General features: G+C 40.2%; 11 protein-coding genes. 9 read left to right on the top strand and 2 right to left on the bottom strand.

The window, feature by feature from the left end:
* Positions 1 to 235: 235 nt before the first annotated feature.
* Complete coding sequence (locus ACWIB3_RS04130; protein WP_454290962.1) at positions 236 to 385, bottom strand: hypothetical protein; 150 nt, start codon at positions 383 to 385, stop codon at positions 236 to 238.
* An 809-nt stretch (positions 386 to 1,194) separates the two neighbouring features.
* Between ACWIB3_RS04130 and ACWIB3_RS04125 the strand changes: the two genes are divergently transcribed.
* Positions 1,195 to 2,355 carry an FG-GAP repeat domain-containing protein gene (locus tag ACWIB3_RS04125; RefSeq protein WP_454290961.1) on the top strand — a complete coding sequence of 387 codons (1,161 nt, stop codon included), beginning with the start codon at positions 1,195 to 1,197 and terminating at the stop codon, positions 2,353 to 2,355.
* 1,207 nt (positions 2,356 to 3,562) lie between these two features.
* Positions 3,563 to 4,690, top strand: coding sequence for a radical SAM family heme chaperone HemW (gene hemW, locus ACWIB3_RS04120; protein ID WP_312695792.1), 1,128 nt, complete (start codon positions 3,563 to 3,565; stop codon positions 4,688 to 4,690).
* A 59-nt stretch (positions 4,691 to 4,749) separates the two neighbouring features.
* Here hemW and ACWIB3_RS04115 read toward each other — a convergent pair whose 3' ends face one another.
* Entirely contained in the window at positions 4,750 to 7,215 is a 2,466-nt protein-coding gene (locus ACWIB3_RS04115; RefSeq protein ID WP_454290960.1) for a glutaminase domain-containing protein, read from the bottom strand.
* Positions 7,216 to 7,645: 430 nt separating this feature from the next.
* Here ACWIB3_RS04115 and ACWIB3_RS04110 point away from each other — a divergent pair, with 430 nt between their 5' ends.
* From ACWIB3_RS04110 to ACWIB3_RS04080, 7 genes are all read left to right on the top strand, one after another.
* Positions 7,646 to 9,094, top strand: coding sequence for a glyceraldehyde-3-phosphate dehydrogenase (locus ACWIB3_RS04110; RefSeq protein WP_312695790.1), 1,449 nt, complete (start codon positions 7,646 to 7,648; stop codon positions 9,092 to 9,094).
* A 411-nt stretch (positions 9,095 to 9,505) separates the two neighbouring features.
* A complete protein-coding gene (locus tag ACWIB3_RS04105) occupies positions 9,506 to 9,862 on the top strand; it encodes a DUF488 domain-containing protein (RefSeq protein WP_185213079.1) in 357 nt (118 codons plus the stop codon).
* A gap of 161 nt (positions 9,863 to 10,023) precedes the next feature.
* Complete coding sequence (locus ACWIB3_RS04100; RefSeq protein WP_312695789.1) at positions 10,024 to 10,956, top strand: ketopantoate reductase family protein; 933 nt, start codon at positions 10,024 to 10,026, stop codon at positions 10,954 to 10,956.
* 415 nt (positions 10,957 to 11,371) lie between these two features.
* Positions 11,372 to 14,524, top strand: coding sequence for a PVC-type heme-binding CxxCH protein (locus ACWIB3_RS04095; RefSeq protein WP_454290959.1), 3,153 nt, complete (start codon positions 11,372 to 11,374; stop codon positions 14,522 to 14,524).
* A 27-nt stretch (positions 14,525 to 14,551) separates the two neighbouring features.
* On the top strand, positions 14,552 to 15,406 hold the full coding sequence (locus tag ACWIB3_RS04090; protein WP_093099297.1) for a sugar phosphate isomerase/epimerase family protein: 855 nt from the start codon (positions 14,552 to 14,554) through the stop codon (positions 15,404 to 15,406).
* Between the two features lie 61 nt (positions 15,407 to 15,467).
* The gene (locus ACWIB3_RS04085; protein ID WP_093099298.1) at positions 15,468 to 16,727 is read left to right on the top strand and encodes an MFS transporter; all 1,260 of its coding nucleotides are present in this window, start codon (positions 15,468 to 15,470) and stop codon (positions 16,725 to 16,727) included.
* Between the two features lie 23 nt (positions 16,728 to 16,750).
* The gene (locus tag ACWIB3_RS04080) at positions 16,751 to 17,800 is read left to right on the top strand and encodes a ThuA domain-containing protein (RefSeq protein ID WP_454290958.1); all 1,050 of its coding nucleotides are present in this window, start codon (positions 16,751 to 16,753) and stop codon (positions 17,798 to 17,800) included.
* Positions 17,801 to 17,809: the final 9 nt, after the last annotated feature.

Raw genomic sequence — 17,809 nt, 5'->3', positions numbered from 1 at the left:
AAAGTCTTCTTAAAAATTTAGAGGTTTCAAAATGCTTGAAAACCATGTGTTAAACCCTTTGAGAATCGAGTATTTGCGACTTAAAATATAGAAGCATTCAAATAGACAAAAGATAAGGGCTTATGAACATAAAAATTCATAAGCCCTTTTTTAATGGATAGTTTTTCAGTGCCCTCGTGTATATTTGTGGCCTTCTTTTTTATTTACTGACACTTGTGGATATAGGTATTTCACTTCAACCCCCAGGAGCGTTGCTCAACCTCCTCATTTTCTCATTATCTTCAATGGAATCTTCAGTAGCGGTCAATTCTGCTGAGTTTTGCAGCGTTACTTTCTTTGCTTCCGAATTACAGGGTGTAACCAAACCATGAAAGATAGTTCGCATAAGATTTCTATTTTTCTCATATTACCTGATTATTGGTAAGGCGTCAAAGCTACCGTAATCACTTAGTGTCAAACTAATGGTTTTGGTATCTGGGGACAGAACAGCAAATTTCTAGCAGATCAACGCCATCTTATCTGATCCTAAGTACAAAAGCTACTTACCTTTTTCTTTGCGAGGAATAGACATAAATTTTCCGGCGTCCTCTTTCAGTAGACTGTACTTTTTTGCATTTGGTTCATCGAATTGATAAAAGTTTTCACCAGGAAAGTTGATGCTTATTACATTTTTTTCAGTGTTGTCTAATCTTAACTCACATTTAGGAAGCCTCCGACAACTTTCGCTTTGGTAAAGCTCAATGTGCCATCATTCACTTATTTTGATGCGATTGCAGCTCGTGATGATTGAGCAGGTTTTGTTTTCTCTACATCCTCAATAACCACTTTGGTATCAAGTACACCCTGATTAACGGTATCCTTGCAATCTGTCCATTGGACTTATCTTGATTGGAGGTGGAACATGAGGCCATAAATAACAGCCCCACTCATATAGCGGTAATTAACTTGTGATTAACATTAATTTCTCTTTAAGCGTATTTTATTGTTGGAAGTATGAATCACAAATCATTTTGAATACCAAAAGATAAAAATATGATCTTACAGGAATTGAACAGGCGACCTTATGTCTTTCTCGTTTATTATCAAGCATGTCTTGGAAAGGCTATCACTAACTGCTTACAGCTTTTTGATTAATCTCCTAAAACCATGACAGCCCATGATGGACCTATATTGCCAATTGGTTAAATTGAAGATATGAGATTAACACTATTAACCATTCTAAGCCTAGGATTTATACTATCCTCTTCTGGTCAGGATCAAAAAAAGGACAACTTTGTCGGGCCTGTTCACTTCAAAAAAGTGAAGGTTTCATCGGAAACCTATGAATCTGTAGGCGTATTTGATGTGAATGGAGACGGGAAGCCAGATCTGGTGTCTGGAGCCTTTTGGTATGAAGGACCAGACTATGTGCAAAGACATTTTATCTCCGAGGTAAAACGCGTAGATGAATACTGGGATGAATTTATGCATATCCCAATGGATGTCAATGGAGATGGTAAGATGGATTATATAACCGGAGGATGGTTTGCCGGGACGTTATATTGGATGGAGAATCCTGGAGACAATGGGCATTGGAAGAAACATAGGATTGATTCAACCGGCAATATTGAGACGGCAAGGGGGTTTGACCTTGACGGAGATGGGAACCTAGAAATCATTCCAAACAATCCTGGGCACCCCTTGAAGTACTATAAATTAATCACCGACTCCAATGGTAAAGGGACTGGAAAATTCAGTAAGGTCGATGTGGCTCCAACTCAAGGACATGGAATGGGTTTTGGAGATGTAAATGGCGATAAACGGATAGATATCATTGTCAATAATGGTTGGCTAGAGGCTCCAAAAGATCTTAAGGGGAAATGGACCTTACACCAGGAGTTTGATTTTGGAGATGCAAGCATTCCAGTGTTAGTATTGGAAATCAAAAAAGATGGTATAAATGACCTTATCGTTGGTCAAGGCCACTCCTATGGCCTTCGTTGGTATGAACAAAAGATAGATTCTGACGGTAAACGAGATTGGATAGAACATCCTATTGATCTCAACAATTCGCAATACCATACCATGGAATGGATTGATATTGATGGCGATGGAGAAGAAGAGCTCATCACCGGTAAGCGATATAGAGCCCACAACGGAAAAGACCCCGGAGCTAACGACCCGATAGGTTTATATTATTTCAAATGGAATGGGGAGTCCTTCACAAAGAATATCATTAGTTATGGCCCCTTTGATCAAGGTAAAGGTGCTGGGATTTACTTTTCTGTAACTGATCTCATGAACACTGGGCGAAAAGATATAATAGTTGCCGGGAAGGATGGATTATATATTTTCTATAATGAAGGCAGGAAATAAGTATAGATTAATAAACTTAGTTTTCCTTGATGATTTTTAAACCAATCACACATACCTGGATCCCCTATTTTGTTTAATCTCAGTATTTTGACACCTCAACCCTACCCCCTTGCCTCCACATAATTAGCAACAGCTTTCCCAATTTCTACACTTGAAACCTCTAATAGCACTTGGCGTCCTTCAATTGGGGATTCGAGAATAGAATTCTCTCCGCTTTCAATGGCAAACTCCAATAATAATTTTGTTAGCTACTGAGATCAAAATTCAATAAACCAAAAAGCAGCTAAACTACCCATCGCTCCGAAAATGTACCTTGAGGTACATAATGGCAGATCTATGATTCTAGATCAATAATTATTATTAAATAACCTTAAAAATAAATTTATAACAAATAGTTTTGTTAATCAATTTTTCTGGTTTTTGATTATCTAGTTGGGTAGATGTGTATAAATTTATCACAAATGGATTTGTTAATCAATTTCGATGGTTTTGATTACCTAAGGATTTTGGTGCGCAAAAAAATATATCAAATATCTTTGCAACAGTTTAGATATTTTTGACTATTTACAAAGAAGTTCAAATAATTTATATCAAATCTATCTGATAAATATCCTTACCTCATGCCAAACTGAGCGAGCACCCAGAATGTGTAATTGTATTATAAATCAATTGCTTAATTGATGATTAGTAAGTAATTTTTAATTTGACATAATACTATCTTCTAAACTTATACCCCCCCAGCTAATATTTTGTTTTTCTTCTTTGATGATTGGCCCCGATTTTTTCTCATATCCATGTTTTGCAAAATTGAGATCAGTTTCACGTTTATTTATTATAGTACTAACTTAATATTCTCAGAATCCTTTTCCATGATCCGAACCCGCGAGCTTGAATAATCTTTATGGACATGGATGCCTAAAAATTCATAACTTCGCTCAGATTTATTATCTGAAGTCTTGTACTAAATATCTAGATATGTACTGAACACACCTGATTTAATGGTATAAAACGTACTTTAATCATGTTTTACTTTTGTTATTTTTTGTAATATAGAAGTAACAAGGTAAGTAACAAAACTTCCAAAAATCCTCACATAAACTTATAAAAAAAATATAGTTTTAATCGAATTAATAATCTGAAAATAAGGTTTTTAATTTTAAAATCTATTAATTTCTATCATAATTTATCTATACTTATATTTGCACCCATGTTCTATTTCCACATTCCATTTTGCAAACAAGCTTGTCACTACTGTGACTTCCACTTTAGCACTTCCCTAAAGTACAAGGAAGACCTGCTCCAAGCCATGCATCAGGAAATTGAACTCCGAGCCTCCTACCTCGAGAACAAAAAAGTAGAATCCATATACTTTGGCGGCGGAACCCCTTCCATCCTCCAAGCAAAGGAAATCGACGCCTTAATCGGCAAAGTTGCCAAATACTTTGAAATCAGTTCGGATGCAGAGATCACCCTTGAAGCAAATCCTGACGACTTGGATAAAAAGAGAGTCCAGGAACTCCGCAACACCGAAATCAACCGCTTTAGCATCGGCATTCAATCTTTCTTCGAGGAGGACCTCAAATGGATGAACCGTGCCCATAATTCCGAAGAAGCCAGATCATCGATCATGCGCGTTCAAGATGCAGGTTTTGAAAACATTACCTGCGACCTTATCTATGGCTATCCCCTATTGACCAATAGCAAATGGAAATCTAATATGCAATCCCTGATTGACCTGGAAGTCCCACATATCTCATCCTATTCCATGACAGTGGAAAAGAAAACCGCATTGGCGCATCTGATCAACAAGGGAAAAACCCCTGCTCTCAATGAAGAACAGAGCGCCGAACAGATGCTGATGCTTATCGATACATTGACTTCCTTGGGATATGAACATTATGAGATTTCCAATTTTGCTAAGCCGGATCGTTACGCCCGTCACAACAGCAATTACTGGAAAGGAAAACCGTACTTAGGCATAGGCCCTTCAGCACATTCCTTCAACGGAACTTCCAGGTCCTGGAATATTGCCAATAATGCCCTGTACATCAAAGGTATCCTAACCAAAGAACTCCCGTTTGAAACTGAACAACTGAGCAAGAAAGACCGATTCAATGAATATGTCATGACCTCTTTAAGAACCAAATGGGGAATCGACAAAAACTACGTGGAAAAGGAATTTGGAAACGATTACCTGAGCAGCATCCTTAAGAACATCGAGGAATATTTTCACAAGGAGCTAGTTTTAATCTCTGAAGAAGGCATTATAAGCTTAAGCCCATCCGGAAAATTACTGGCGGATCAGATAGCAGCCGAATTATTTATCGTCGATTAAAAACAAAGGAGGATGCTTTCGCACCCCCCTCTCTAATTAACCTAATATATAACCTGATCTTAATTTCCTTTTTTAATCAAATCCTCAAAACGTTTGATGTAATACCCACCTACAACCGCTCTTGCCTTAAATCCTCTGCGTTCAGGACGATCTGTCCAAATCCAATCCGACATCGGCACCCGTGTTGTTGACTCGTTCATGAACAGATAAACAGGCTTTAGGAACTTAAGGAAGTCCTCATGTTTATCCGCCATTGTAGCTGTCCAAAAAATCCAATCCGTCTTGGTATAGGCTTCACGGCTGTCCAAAGGAAGCCCGTATTTATTCTGTTTGGTCAAGTAGTACTTGATCTCCGTTTCCCTGATCTTCGGATCAAAAATCCCCATATCAAAGATCTTGTCCCAAACCATGTTGTATTTCTGGCTCCAGGTTCCTGATTTATCAAAAGTAAGCTTGTAATGATCGCCATCCTTTGCCATCTGCTCCCACTCTTTCGCCATTTGCTTAGCCTTATTAATATATTTCGTGCCTACTTCATCCTGCCCCAACATCTTTGCTAAATGACCATAGGATGCTATTCCCATAATAGCCTTGACTGAAAGGTTCGCATTATGGGCGAAATGACCTGCAAAATCATCTGTACAAAGCTGATTTTCCGGGTCTAGGCCTTTTTCGACCAAATAATCTGCCCAAGTGGTCAATGTAGCCCAATGCTTGTTCGCATAATCAGCATTTCCTTCTGCCCTTGCAATGGCGTAAGTCAAGATCAACATATTTCCACCTTCTTCGATCGGCATATCCCCACCGTATGTCTGACCGTTTCCAACAGGATAGGTACCGATATCATGCGAAGGGAATGGTTTCTGCCATTTTCCAGACTCTGAATAATAAAAGATAAAGTTGGCCAGGCCCTTTGCAAGTTCTGGATTATAGATCAAGAACAGAGGTGATGAAGGATAGGTAATGTCCACCGTACCGATAGAACCATTACTGTCGTTTTCTTTTGACAACCAAAGCAGGTCACCATTAGGCGCTTCTACCAGTTTATGGGCAGCAATGGATTGTCTATAAGCCAAAGCACACAGCTCAGCATATTCTTTTCCATATTGCTGATATTCTTGCATGAATCTATCATCAAACTTCTTGCTCGCCGCCATCAATTGATCATACTCCTTAAAGGCGATTTCAAACTGCTGTTCAATGCTGCTGTTTTCTTTACGGTTCCAATAAGGCCTTAGGTTGGTATTAAAATATTGAATGGCATACAAATCATCATAGCCAATGGCAATTTTGCCTTTTGCCGTACCATTGACCTTCAATTTCTTGGTCAATGCCAATTGCTTTACTCCGCCCTTTTGATCAGCATCGGTAGCAGCTCCTAAAGCAAATGCAGAACGCAATGTCATGCTCGGGGCTACCTTTGCCGTTGTTCCGGCACTTTCACTGGCCAAATAGAAATATCCCCAATCGTTTTTCACATGGTCTCCCGTCCTGCCCAATATCTTTTGCGATGTTGACCCTGTCTTTAAATAGGTAATTCCATTTTTTTCAAAGCTACTTGAAACCGATTCCTGGGTCGGAAGGTTCAATGCCCAATTTGGGGAGGCTTCAAAATACAGCTCAATTTCTTTCGGTTGTGGCGATTTGATTTCATAACTCAAATAGTTGATCGGCCTAGACAATAATTCCAGATTATCCAAAAATACTGGAGCCGTAAAGGTCACTTTCAATTCCACATCTCCACATTGGAAGGTATATAGAGTCTGCATAGGCTGTACATCTACAGAAATCTGCTTTGCTGTATTTGCAAAAAAGGCCTTATCACTACGCTCCACCAACAGTCCAAAATCCAGAAAGCCATTTGCGCCTCCGTTGAAACAGTAGGCGGCAATACTATTCTTGCCTTTCTTTAAGGTCTTTACTACCTCCTCAGATAATTTAACTCGTTTATTCTTTCCAGTTCCACCATGGTTGACTACTTCAATGCCATTCATATAGATCTTGACATCATCATCATGCGAATATTCCAGGTACACGGATTTATTGCTTAGATCTTCTGCAAGTACCACTTCTCTCCTTACCCAGATCTTATCTGTGGTCCAATTGGTCTTGCTCAGCGATTCATTTTCAGTTGTACCAAATGCACCTTTCCCAGCTTGCCATTTAGAAGCATCGAAACCCTTGGCAGACCAATCTTTTGCTGGTTCCGTGGTTACATACTTTCCATCCCATGCCTTGTCCTCTCCGTTCGGGATTACCGTTAGCATCTCTACATCCTCGGCTCCCATAAATCGATAGAACTGTCCGTCCACTTTCAACACTCCCATAAAAGGCAAGTTCTTATCCGACCAATGTGAAGGATTGGAATCATATAGGTTATTGGTATAAGACCATGCGCTGGTATTTGGGTCTAAGGTAATCAGGGGAAAAGCTGGTGCTCGTAAATCATTCTTGATATGTTGCGCTGACAACATTTGTGTCAGCAGCAATATAAAAACCCCAAGGACATTTGTTTTATTAATCATAGGTAATTCTGTAAATCGTCTGTGATAGATATAGCGGAGGTCCAAGACTCAAAAAAACTGAATTCTAGGTATTCCTCATGAAATATTTTCTGGATTAAAGGTTTATTATCTCTTATCGATTAGCTTAAAGATAGCAACTAAAACGTTTTAAGCAACTTCTGTAAGGAATTCTTTACAATTCATTAAAATGTGTAATAAACCTAGATTATTAAATATTTATCCCAAACAGCACTTTATTAAGTAAAATAAGCAAAAAGCGTTTAGCAAACAAGAGAAGAATGTTGATATATTCCCAAAATATCATTGCCATTTTTAAAAAATAACAAAAATAACAAACCTTAAATAGCTTTTCCTTGCCAAATTTTCAATTTTAATTTTTTAAGCAATACAAAAGCTCTAAGTTTGTGTGAAATTTCTTCATTCAATAATTATGATACACAATTCTACTTTTGAGGACCAGATCAAAAGTTACAAATCAAACCAAAATGCATGCGTTAAGCTTATTCAAATAATAAGCGACTTATGGTTTAACCAATCCATAGAACTCGTGCTCTTCAGAAACCAATTGATCGATCGCCGAGTTAGTTTTATTCTGAATCTACATCAAGAAACAAAAGAGTATACCGGTGTTGAGTTGAATATTATGGAAACCTTAAAGGTTGCCGAGGCTATCTATGCCCTAGATCTCAATCCTTCAAGGTTAGATATCGGAAAATTGGCATTGAACATCCGCAAACAACGCATCCAAGAAGCTGACGTCCAAGAATTTGTCCGCAAAGAGTTGGAACCAGCCAATCAACACTTACCTTTCCAGCCAAAAGATGTGGTTCTTTATGGTTTCGGAAGGATAGGAAGGCTCCTTTCTCGCGAACTCATTAGCAAGGCTGGAGCAGGCAGACAATTGCGTTTAAGAGCCATCGTAACACGAGATGAGGTTGATAAAAAAACATTGGAGAAAAGAGCAGCTTTGCTAAGACAAGATTCCATCCATGGAAACTTTGATGGCGAAGTTGCAGTTGATGCTATAAACGGGGCATTGATCATCAATGGGATTCCCGTGTACATTATCTCTGCCAAAAACCCTGAAGATATCGACTATGGTAAATACGGTATCAAAGATGCCTTAGTTATTGATAATACAGGTGCTTTCCGTGATGATAAAGAATTGGCTAGGCATCTGACATCCAAAGGAGCTGCAATGGTCTTATTGACCGCCCCTGGAAAAGGTGTTCCTAATGTCGTCTACGGAGTAAATGAATTGGATGCAGATCCTAAAAAGGACCATATTTTCTCAGCAGCTTCTTGTACAACCAATGCCATCTCACCGGTATTGGCAGTTTTAGAAAAAGAATTGGGCATCAGTAAAGGTCATATCGAGACCATTCACTCCTATACCAATGACCAAAACCTAGTCGATAACATGCACAAGAAATCCAGAAGGGGCCGTGCAGCTGCATTGAACATGGTGATCACAGAAACCGGTGCTGGCTCAGCAGTGGCACAAGTATTGCCTGCCTTGGCTGGAAAGCTCACCTCCAATGCCATCCGCGTTCCTGTACCAAATGGATCATTGGCAATCCTCAACTTAGAATTAAATAACAAAACAACCTTGAACCAACTGAATGATCTCCTGAAAAAGGCTGCATTGGATGGCGACCTGGTTGAACAGATAAGCTATACCAACAATTCGGAACTCGTTTCTTCAGATATCATCGGAACTTCAGCAGCTTCAGTTATCGATGCTCCTGCAAATATCGTTTCGGAAGATGGAAAAACAGCCATTATCTATGTATGGTATGATAATGAATATGGTTATTCTCACCAAGTCATGCGATTGGCAAGACATATCGCTGGTGTAAGGAGATATACTTATTATTAATAATGAAAAGGGGCATTTTGACCAAATTGCCCCTTTTCTTTTTTCTTTTTCAAATCTCATTCCTGCTTTTAACAGGTTCATTCCCATAACAACCATCCAAACATAATAATCTGAGACAAAAACGGAGGATGGGAACAAATCAAATAATTACGAAATCCTTATAATTCATAACATTTATTGTATAACTGTTCTAAGTCAATACAATTTATTCTCAACAAATATTAGCGTTCATCGGAACTTGTCCAGAGAAGATTTCTCTATCAAAGTACATGAACCCGTTTTAAAACCGAATATTTGACAACTAATGTATGCATAAACTGGAAAGAAGACAATTCATTTGGCAATCCAAGATGAAATTTTGAAAAATCAAAACAAAAACCTTTCATATTCCTTATATTAACATATAATATTATGGAAATCCAAATTAAAAGGATATATGAGCCCCCGTCACCCCTTGATGGGTATAGGGTTTTAATTGATCGGATTTGGCCCAGAGGAGTAAAGAAAAATGGCGCCAAATTGGATGAATGGAACAAGGATATCGCTCCTTCAACTGAATTGAGAAAATGGTTCGGACATATACCCGAAAGATTTGATGAGTTCTCCCTTAGGTATCAAACAGAATTAGATAGTCAAAAAAACGACCTTTTAAGATTAGGAAACATTGCGCAAAAAGAAAACCTTTGCCTTCTCTATAGTGCCAGGGATCCCCTACACAACCAAGCGATAGTCTTAAGGAACTTTTTATCCAAATTGACCAATGGATAATTTAAGCATTCCTGGGACGTGACTGGAAACACAAGGGTATAAATTAGCGTGTTTATTGTTCTGAGCCTCCTTTTCTACGAATGTATATTATCTTTATGACTATATCATAACATGGTGACTGAAAACCCCAAAGACTGGTAATCATCTAAACAAAAACGGACATGATAGAAAAAACAAAAGTATTGATAGCTGGACTTGGTGCAATTGGAGGATATTTTGGTTGCAAGCTCTGTGCCTCCAACCCAAATGATGGAAGTCTGTCAATAGAATTCTTAGTGAGGGAAAAATCAGTTTCCTTTGTTCAGGAACAAGGTTTGATGGTAAGAGATGGAGGATTGGAGATTACCGGTAAACCTGATGATGTGTTCCACGATGCAAGGGGAAAGGGAACCTACGATTATATATTGATCTGCACCAAGACCCCAGACTTATTGGGCATTTTGGATTGCATTTCGCAATCCGTGGGCGAGCGTACTGTTATCATACCCCTGATGAACGGGGTTCAATCGGTCTTGCAAATCAAGGAAAGGTTCCCCTCTGCCCTGGTATGTTACGGATGTACAAACATAGTCGTGAGGAAGGTGGGGGACGGTGCTGTGGAAAAATTTTCAGAATTTGAAAAACTGCATTTTGGGATACCCAGCCAGACGGACGATCGCCTTACATATTTTTACCAGTTGCTACGTTCAGCTGGGATTGATGCTGGACTTACAGAAGAGATTGAACCTGTGATCTGGACCAAATTTCTCTTTATTTCTTCGGCTGCCGCATCGACATGTTACTTTAACGCCACATTTGGACAGATTAGAAGTAACCGGGATTTTTTCGATACGTTTCTGGCGCTCCTGGACGAAGGTATTGATTTGGCTTTAAAAATGAACGTGAGACTAAATCTAGGAACCAAGGAAAATATCATTGGTATGCTGATGGCGACACCTATTGACGCCACCACTTCCCTTCATTCGGATTTACAGGGTAACAACCCTAGGAACGAAATGGAAGAGCTTATAGGTTTCTTCGAGGCTAAATCAAAAGAGATGGGAATTGGAATGCCTTACCACCAAATGGTTTATGAAAGTCTCAAAAAGAAATAAAGTTGGACACCGAAGACCTCCAACCAAACCCAAATGCCAGTCCTACCTTGATCGGACCATCTATTTTGGACCATGCCCATACCTTGACAATTGTGCTCTGAATGCCTAACACCGTACTCATATCCATCTTTCGAGGTCTATCTATTTTTTGTTCTTTTTGAGGAAATGGGATTTAGAAATTGAAGATTTAACACCTATTTCCCCGATTATCCACCATAATTTTATAGTTCAACCCATTGGTATTACTTTAAAAGATAATACCAAAACCATTTTCTTTCCACAAAAACAGGGTTATTGTAAAATTTTTGTACAACAGGACAGTACATGACACCCAACATTGATTATAAGGTTATATTTGGTTAACCAGAATTGTATCGATTCTCATAAATCTAAACAGACCGCTATAACAATTAATATGAACAGTTTTAGGCAATTTATTTTGTTCTCTTTAATCTTAGTCCTATCCAGTTGTACGCACAAGCCAACCATGGAGCCAGTGAAGATCCAAAAAGATTCCCGCATCGTCCTAATTGGAAACAATTTGGGTTCAAGGATGATGGAATATGGTGATTTTGACACCGAACTTCAAACAAGATTCCCTGACTATAATTTATTTATCCGAAATATCTGTAGCCCCGGCAATACCCCTGGCTTTAGACCCCACCCTTCCAGGAACTCCCCTTGGGCATTCCCGGGAGCGGAAAAGTTCAATCCTGAATTTGATATCAATACAGGCAGTGAAGGACATTTCCCTACGGAAGATGAATGGTTGATAGAATTGAAACCTGATGTGATCCTTGGTTTCTTCGGCTATAATGAATCCTTCCGAGGACCTGAAGGCATTGAGGACTTCAAGGGCGAAATAGCAGCGTTTATTGACCATACCAACAGCCAAGATTACAATGGTGGTAAGGGCACTACTCTAGTGCTGATCTCCCCTATTGCTTTTGAGGATTTGACCGATACATATGACCTACCAGACGGAAAAGAATTCAACAAAAACATCCAGCTCTATGCGGATGCGATGGAACAGGTGGCGAAAGACAAGAAAGTCCCTTTCCTTGATGTTTTTGACATCAGCCAAAAATGGTATGATCAGAGCTCTGATTATCTGACCATCGATGGTTCACAGCTTTCGGAAAAAGCCTATGGAATATTCGCTGATTACTTGGTGACCAGCATATTCGGTAAAGGCGAAGGAAAGGCTTCAATCCATAAAGATGAAATCAAGAATGCGGTTTTAGAAAAAGACTGGATCTGGACTCAGGACTTCAAGATCCCAAATGGCGTGCATGCATACGGCCGTCGCTTTAATCCGTTTGGTCCAGAGAATTATCCTTTTGAAATCAAGAAACTCCGCGAAATGGGCTATATCCGTGATACTGCAATCTGGAAGGCCGCAAAAGGTGAATCCTATGATTTGGCAGCGATGGATAAAAACACCCTAAAGCTACCTGAAGTAAAAACGAATTATGACTTTGGACAAGATCCAAATTCTAGATACCTGTATGGAGAAGAAGCATTAGCCAAATTCCATACGGCACCGGGCTATAAGATTGATCTATTTGCTTCGGAAAAGGAATTCCCAGATTTGGCAAACCCAGTTCAGATATCCTTTGATTCCAAAGGTAGGCTTTGGGTAGCAACCATGCCTAGCTATCCACATTATAAAGCTGGTGATGGAAAACCAAATGACAAGATCATTATCCTAGAGGATACCGATGGCGATGGCAAAGCTGATAAACAATCCATCTTTGCAGACCATTTACATCTTCCGATTGGTTTTGAATTTGCTCCAGAAGGGGTTTATCTATCCCAAGGAAAGAATTTGGTTCTATTGAAAGACACCGACAATGATGGCAAAGCTGATCATAAAGAGGTTATTTTAAGCGGATTTGATGATCATGATACCCATCATGCCCACAGTGCCTATAGCATGGATCCTTCAGGGGCGATCTTCATGGCAGAGGGTGTATTCCTACATACCAATGTAGAGACTTCCTATGGACCAGTTCGAGGAGTCAATGGCGGATTTTACAGATACGCTCCGCAAACCAAGAAATTGGAGCGTGTAGCCCAAGTATCTATTCCTAATCCATGGGGAATCGCTACGGATGAATGGGGACAAACCATCTATCTGGAAACTTCTGGACCAGATGTGAGATGGATGCTTCCCGGAAGTATCAAACCGAGATATGGGGAATCCAACGACAAGTCCTTTTCTTTAGTGGACGAAAATCATCGTGTGCGTCCTACTTCAGGACTGGAGTTTATTTCATCAAGCCATTTCCCTGATTCAGTTCAAGGCGATTACCTATTGAACAATACCATCGGCTTCTTAGGAGGCAAGCAACATACCTTTGTAGATGATGGAACCGGCTATAAATCTAAGCACAGGCAGGATCTATTTTGGTCCGATGACAAGAACTTTCGTCCTGTTGATGCAGAGATTGCCCCAGATGGTTCGCTGTACATCGTTGACTGGCACAATATGCTGATTGGACATATGCAGCACAACGCACGCGATCCACTGCGTGACCACGTTCACGGACGTATCTATAGAATTACCTATCCGTCTAGGCCGTTGGTAAAACCAGCGAAGATAGATGGTGCATCCATCGATGAATTGCTGGAGAACCTAAAATTCCCTGAAATCAGGACCCGTTATAGAACGCGTACGGAACTGAGAATGCGCGATGATGATGAAGTTGCCAAGAAAGCAACCGCTTGGGCTGAGAAATTGGATACTAAAGATCCGAAATACCTGCACAACCTATTGGAAGCGATGTGGGTTACTTGGGGGGCAAATAAGATCAATGCAGACCTTGTCCAAAAATTATTGGAATCTAACGACTATCATGCGAGAGCTGCAGCAATCCACGCCATTCGCTATAATACCGATAAGATCAAGAATTATAAAGATTTGATGGCCAAGGCAACAAAAGATGAAAGTGGTCGTGTAAAATTAGAGTTGATTGCAGCAGCATCATGGCTGAAGCCAAGTGAAGGCATAGACTTGATGAATGCGATCGATACCAGCAGTCTTGACAAGTGGAACAAACCAGCATACTTGACATCCGTAGCTCATCTGAACAACAAATCGGTGAAGGAGAAATCGGAAACCAGTAAAACGGCAACGAAATTGACTGGCCCTGCCTTAGAGCAATACAGACGAGGCGCTGTGATCTATGCGAAAGAAGGCTTCTGTGTTACCTGCCACCAACCGAACGGCAAAGGATTGGATGCCTCTGGCTTCCCGCCGTTGAATGCGAGCAAATGGGTTACCGGAAGTGAAGATCGATTGATCAAATTAACCTTGAATGGTCTATTGGGACCAATTGAGGTCAATGGCAAGAAGTATCCAGGTCAGGTACCGATGACTCCATTTGGAATGATGCTGAACGACCAAGAGATTGCAGACGTACTGACTTATGTCAGGAATTCATTTACCAATGAGGCAAATCCAATCTCTGCAGCTAAGGTAAAGGAAATCCGGGAGTCCATTAAAGATAAAAAGGGCTTCTATTCGCCAGAAGATCTATTAAAAGAACATCCATTAGAAAACTAAGATTAATTGTAAAAAGATATATAAAGAATGAACAAAATAGGATTTAACATTTTACCATGGACTGCAGGAGTTACCGAAAAGGCATTCCCCATTTTAGATCGATTAAAGAAAATAGGTTATGATGGTGTTGAAGTCTTTATAGGATCTCCCGATGAAGAAGAATATAGGGCATTGGCAAAACATGCCCATGACCTAGGTTTGGAAGTCAACGCGGTAACTACACTTGGCGAAAATGAAAGTCCCATCTCGACAGACACGGCAAGTCGAAGTCGAGGATTAGATAGAATAAAGTGGGCAATTGACCGAGCACATGATTTGGGTTCGACGATTTTATGCGGACCCTTTCATTCTGCTCATGGTTATTTTTCCAGGGCGGCACCTACAGACCAGGAATACCATTGGGCAGCAGAAACCTTGCGCGCAGCCGGCGACCATGCCCAGCAGGCTGGAATAACCCTTACGCCTGAAGCGGTCAATCGATTTGAAAACTATCTGGCAAGCTGTATCGATCATTTAGCTTATTTGATCGACCTGACCGACCATCCGCATGTAAAGGGAATGTATGACACCCACCACGCCAATATTGAGGAAAAAAGTATGCGAAATTCTATCCAGAAAATTGCTCCAGTTTTGGCGCATGTCCATATCAGCGAAAATGACCGTGGTACTCCTGGAAGAGGATTGGTGCATTGGGATGAGGTTTTTCAAACCCTTAATGAGGTCAATTATTCTGGCTGGTACACGATTGAGGCCTTCTCAAGAGCGGATCCGGATTTTGCGAACGCCATCAATGTATGGCGAGAATACTCCGATCCATGGGAGATTGCAGAACATGGATATCATTTTATCAAAAATAATCTAGTGAATTTTGAGAAAAAATAAGTTATCTTGTTGATTGATTTAAAATCAACACAAAATAATTTAACCACAAATAAACCACATTATGAGTAAACAAGTTAACCCTAGTGCCTTGTTTTTAGGAAGCTGTCTAGCCCTAATCACTACAGGTCTTACCTTTTCAATTCGTGCTGGGATATTACCTCAGCTAGGTCAAAGCTTCAATTTATCTGCCGAACAACTGGGATTTATCAATTCCATGTGGTTTCTCGGCTTCCCGATCTCCATGATCTTGGGAGGAATTTTCTATTACAAAATTGGCCCTAGCAATATTATGCGCTTTGCATTCGTTTCCCATACCCTTGGGATATTGTTGACCATCTTTGCGACTGGTTATTCGACCTTATTGATTTCAACTTTATTTATCGGTTTAGGAAATGGCTGTACCGAAGCGGCTTGTAATCCTTTGATTGCCGATCTATATTCGGGCAAGAAAATGGATAAGATGCTGAACAGGTTCCATATGTGGTTCCCCGGTGGTATCGTATTGGGAAGTTTGATTTCCTTGGTCATGACTAAAATGGGTGCAACTTGGCAAACTCAGATGTGGATCATTATGATCCCAACAATTTTATATGCGATCATCTTTTACGGAAAAGCATTCCCTAAACCAAAAGAAGAAAGTGCAACCTCTCTTTCCAATAATTTCAAGGCCATGTTCTCGCTTACCTTTATCTTCTTGTTCTGCTGTATGGCATTAACGGCTATCTCTGAATTTGGACCACAACAATGGGTAGGAATCATTATGGCAAATAGTGGTGCCAGTCCTATGTTGGTATTAGCCTTGGTTACAGGTCTAATGGCAGTAGGCAGATTCTTTGCTGGACCAGTTGTCAAAGCTTTAGGCCAAACCGGTGTATTACTGGGCGGAGCCATCTTTGCCACCATTGGTGTTTACCTATTCTCTGTTGCAACAGGAGGAATGGTCTACGTAGCAGCCATATTATTTGCGATTGGGGTATGTTACTTCTGGCCTACCATGATTGCCACAACAGCACAGCGCGTACCATTGAGCGGTGCCATCGGCATGTCCGTGATCGGTGGTGTAGGAATGTTCTCGACTTCCATCTTCCAACCAATAATCGGTCGTTGGATTGATAGTTCTAAAGCTGCTGTACAACAATCAGGAGAAGTGATAGAAAATTTAGATTTATTAGTAGGTCAGGTGACCCTTGCTAAATTGGCTATCTTCCCAGGTATTTTAATTGTCTTGTTCTTGTTCTTCCATTTCTGGCAAAAGAGAGCCTACAAAGGTCAGCACGAAACCGAAGAAGGGACCTCAAATGCACAGGTAGAGACTATATAACTCGAAAACATTCATAAGAAATAATGACACATCAACTCAGAACCACCTCTATTCTTTCATTTTGGACCAATAAACTCCTGTTGATAGCCTTTCTATCCTTCAGTTTTGGCCTAAGCAATTGTATTGCCCAGCAAAATAATTGGTTACACTTTACCCCTGAAAAGGCGCAGGCCAAAGGCAAGAAAGTGGTGCTGATTTCTGGAGATGAAGAATACCGTTCTGAGGAAAGCTTACCCATGCTGGCGAAAATCCTAACTCAAAAGCATGGGTTTGAAACTTTCGTTCTCTTTGCCATAAACCCAGAGACGAAACAGATTGACCCTGAATACCAAAAGAACATCCCCGGACTTGAAAACCTGGAGAATGCAGATTTAATGATCATAGCAAGTCGGTTCAGAGAATTGCCAGATGAACAGATGAAACATGTTGACAATTTCCTTAAAGCTGGAAAACCAGTTATCGGATTACGTACAGCAACCCATGCATTCAACTTCCCGAAAGAATCTAAAAGTGCATATAAGCATTATGGATTCAGTAATCAAGAAGGAGATTGGAAAGGTGGATTTGGTGGATTTATTTTAGGGGAAACCTGGATCAATCACCATGGAGACCATGGCACAGAAGGCTCTTTAGGTTTGATGAATGGTCTACAGATCAATGCCAAAAACCCTATCCTTTTGGGTGTTGAGGACATTTGGGTGCCTTCAGATGTGTATGGGATCAAAAACAGCTTAAAGAATTCAGAAATCCTGGTTTTCGGTCAACCGACCTTGCGAATGACCGCAGAAAGCCCTATCAATAGAAAGAAATCAATTATGCCGGTTGCTTGGACCAAGGATTACCAAATCCCTGGTGGTAAAAAAGGTAAAGTTTTCACCACGACCATGGGATCTTCCATTGACCTATTGGACAAGAACCTAAGAAGGCTGATCGTGAATGCCTCTTACTGGGCGGTTGGTTTGGAAAATGAAATCAAAGCGGATTCCAATGTGGATCCTGTAGGAGAATTCAAACCTATTATGTTTGGTTTCGGAACCCATGTGAAAGGGAAATATCCTAAGGATTACCTATAGTAGCAGGAT

It is taken from the genome of Sphingobacterium sp. NPDC055431 (assembly GCF_053644255.1).
This window is presented reverse-complemented; position numbering and strand designations above follow the sequence as displayed.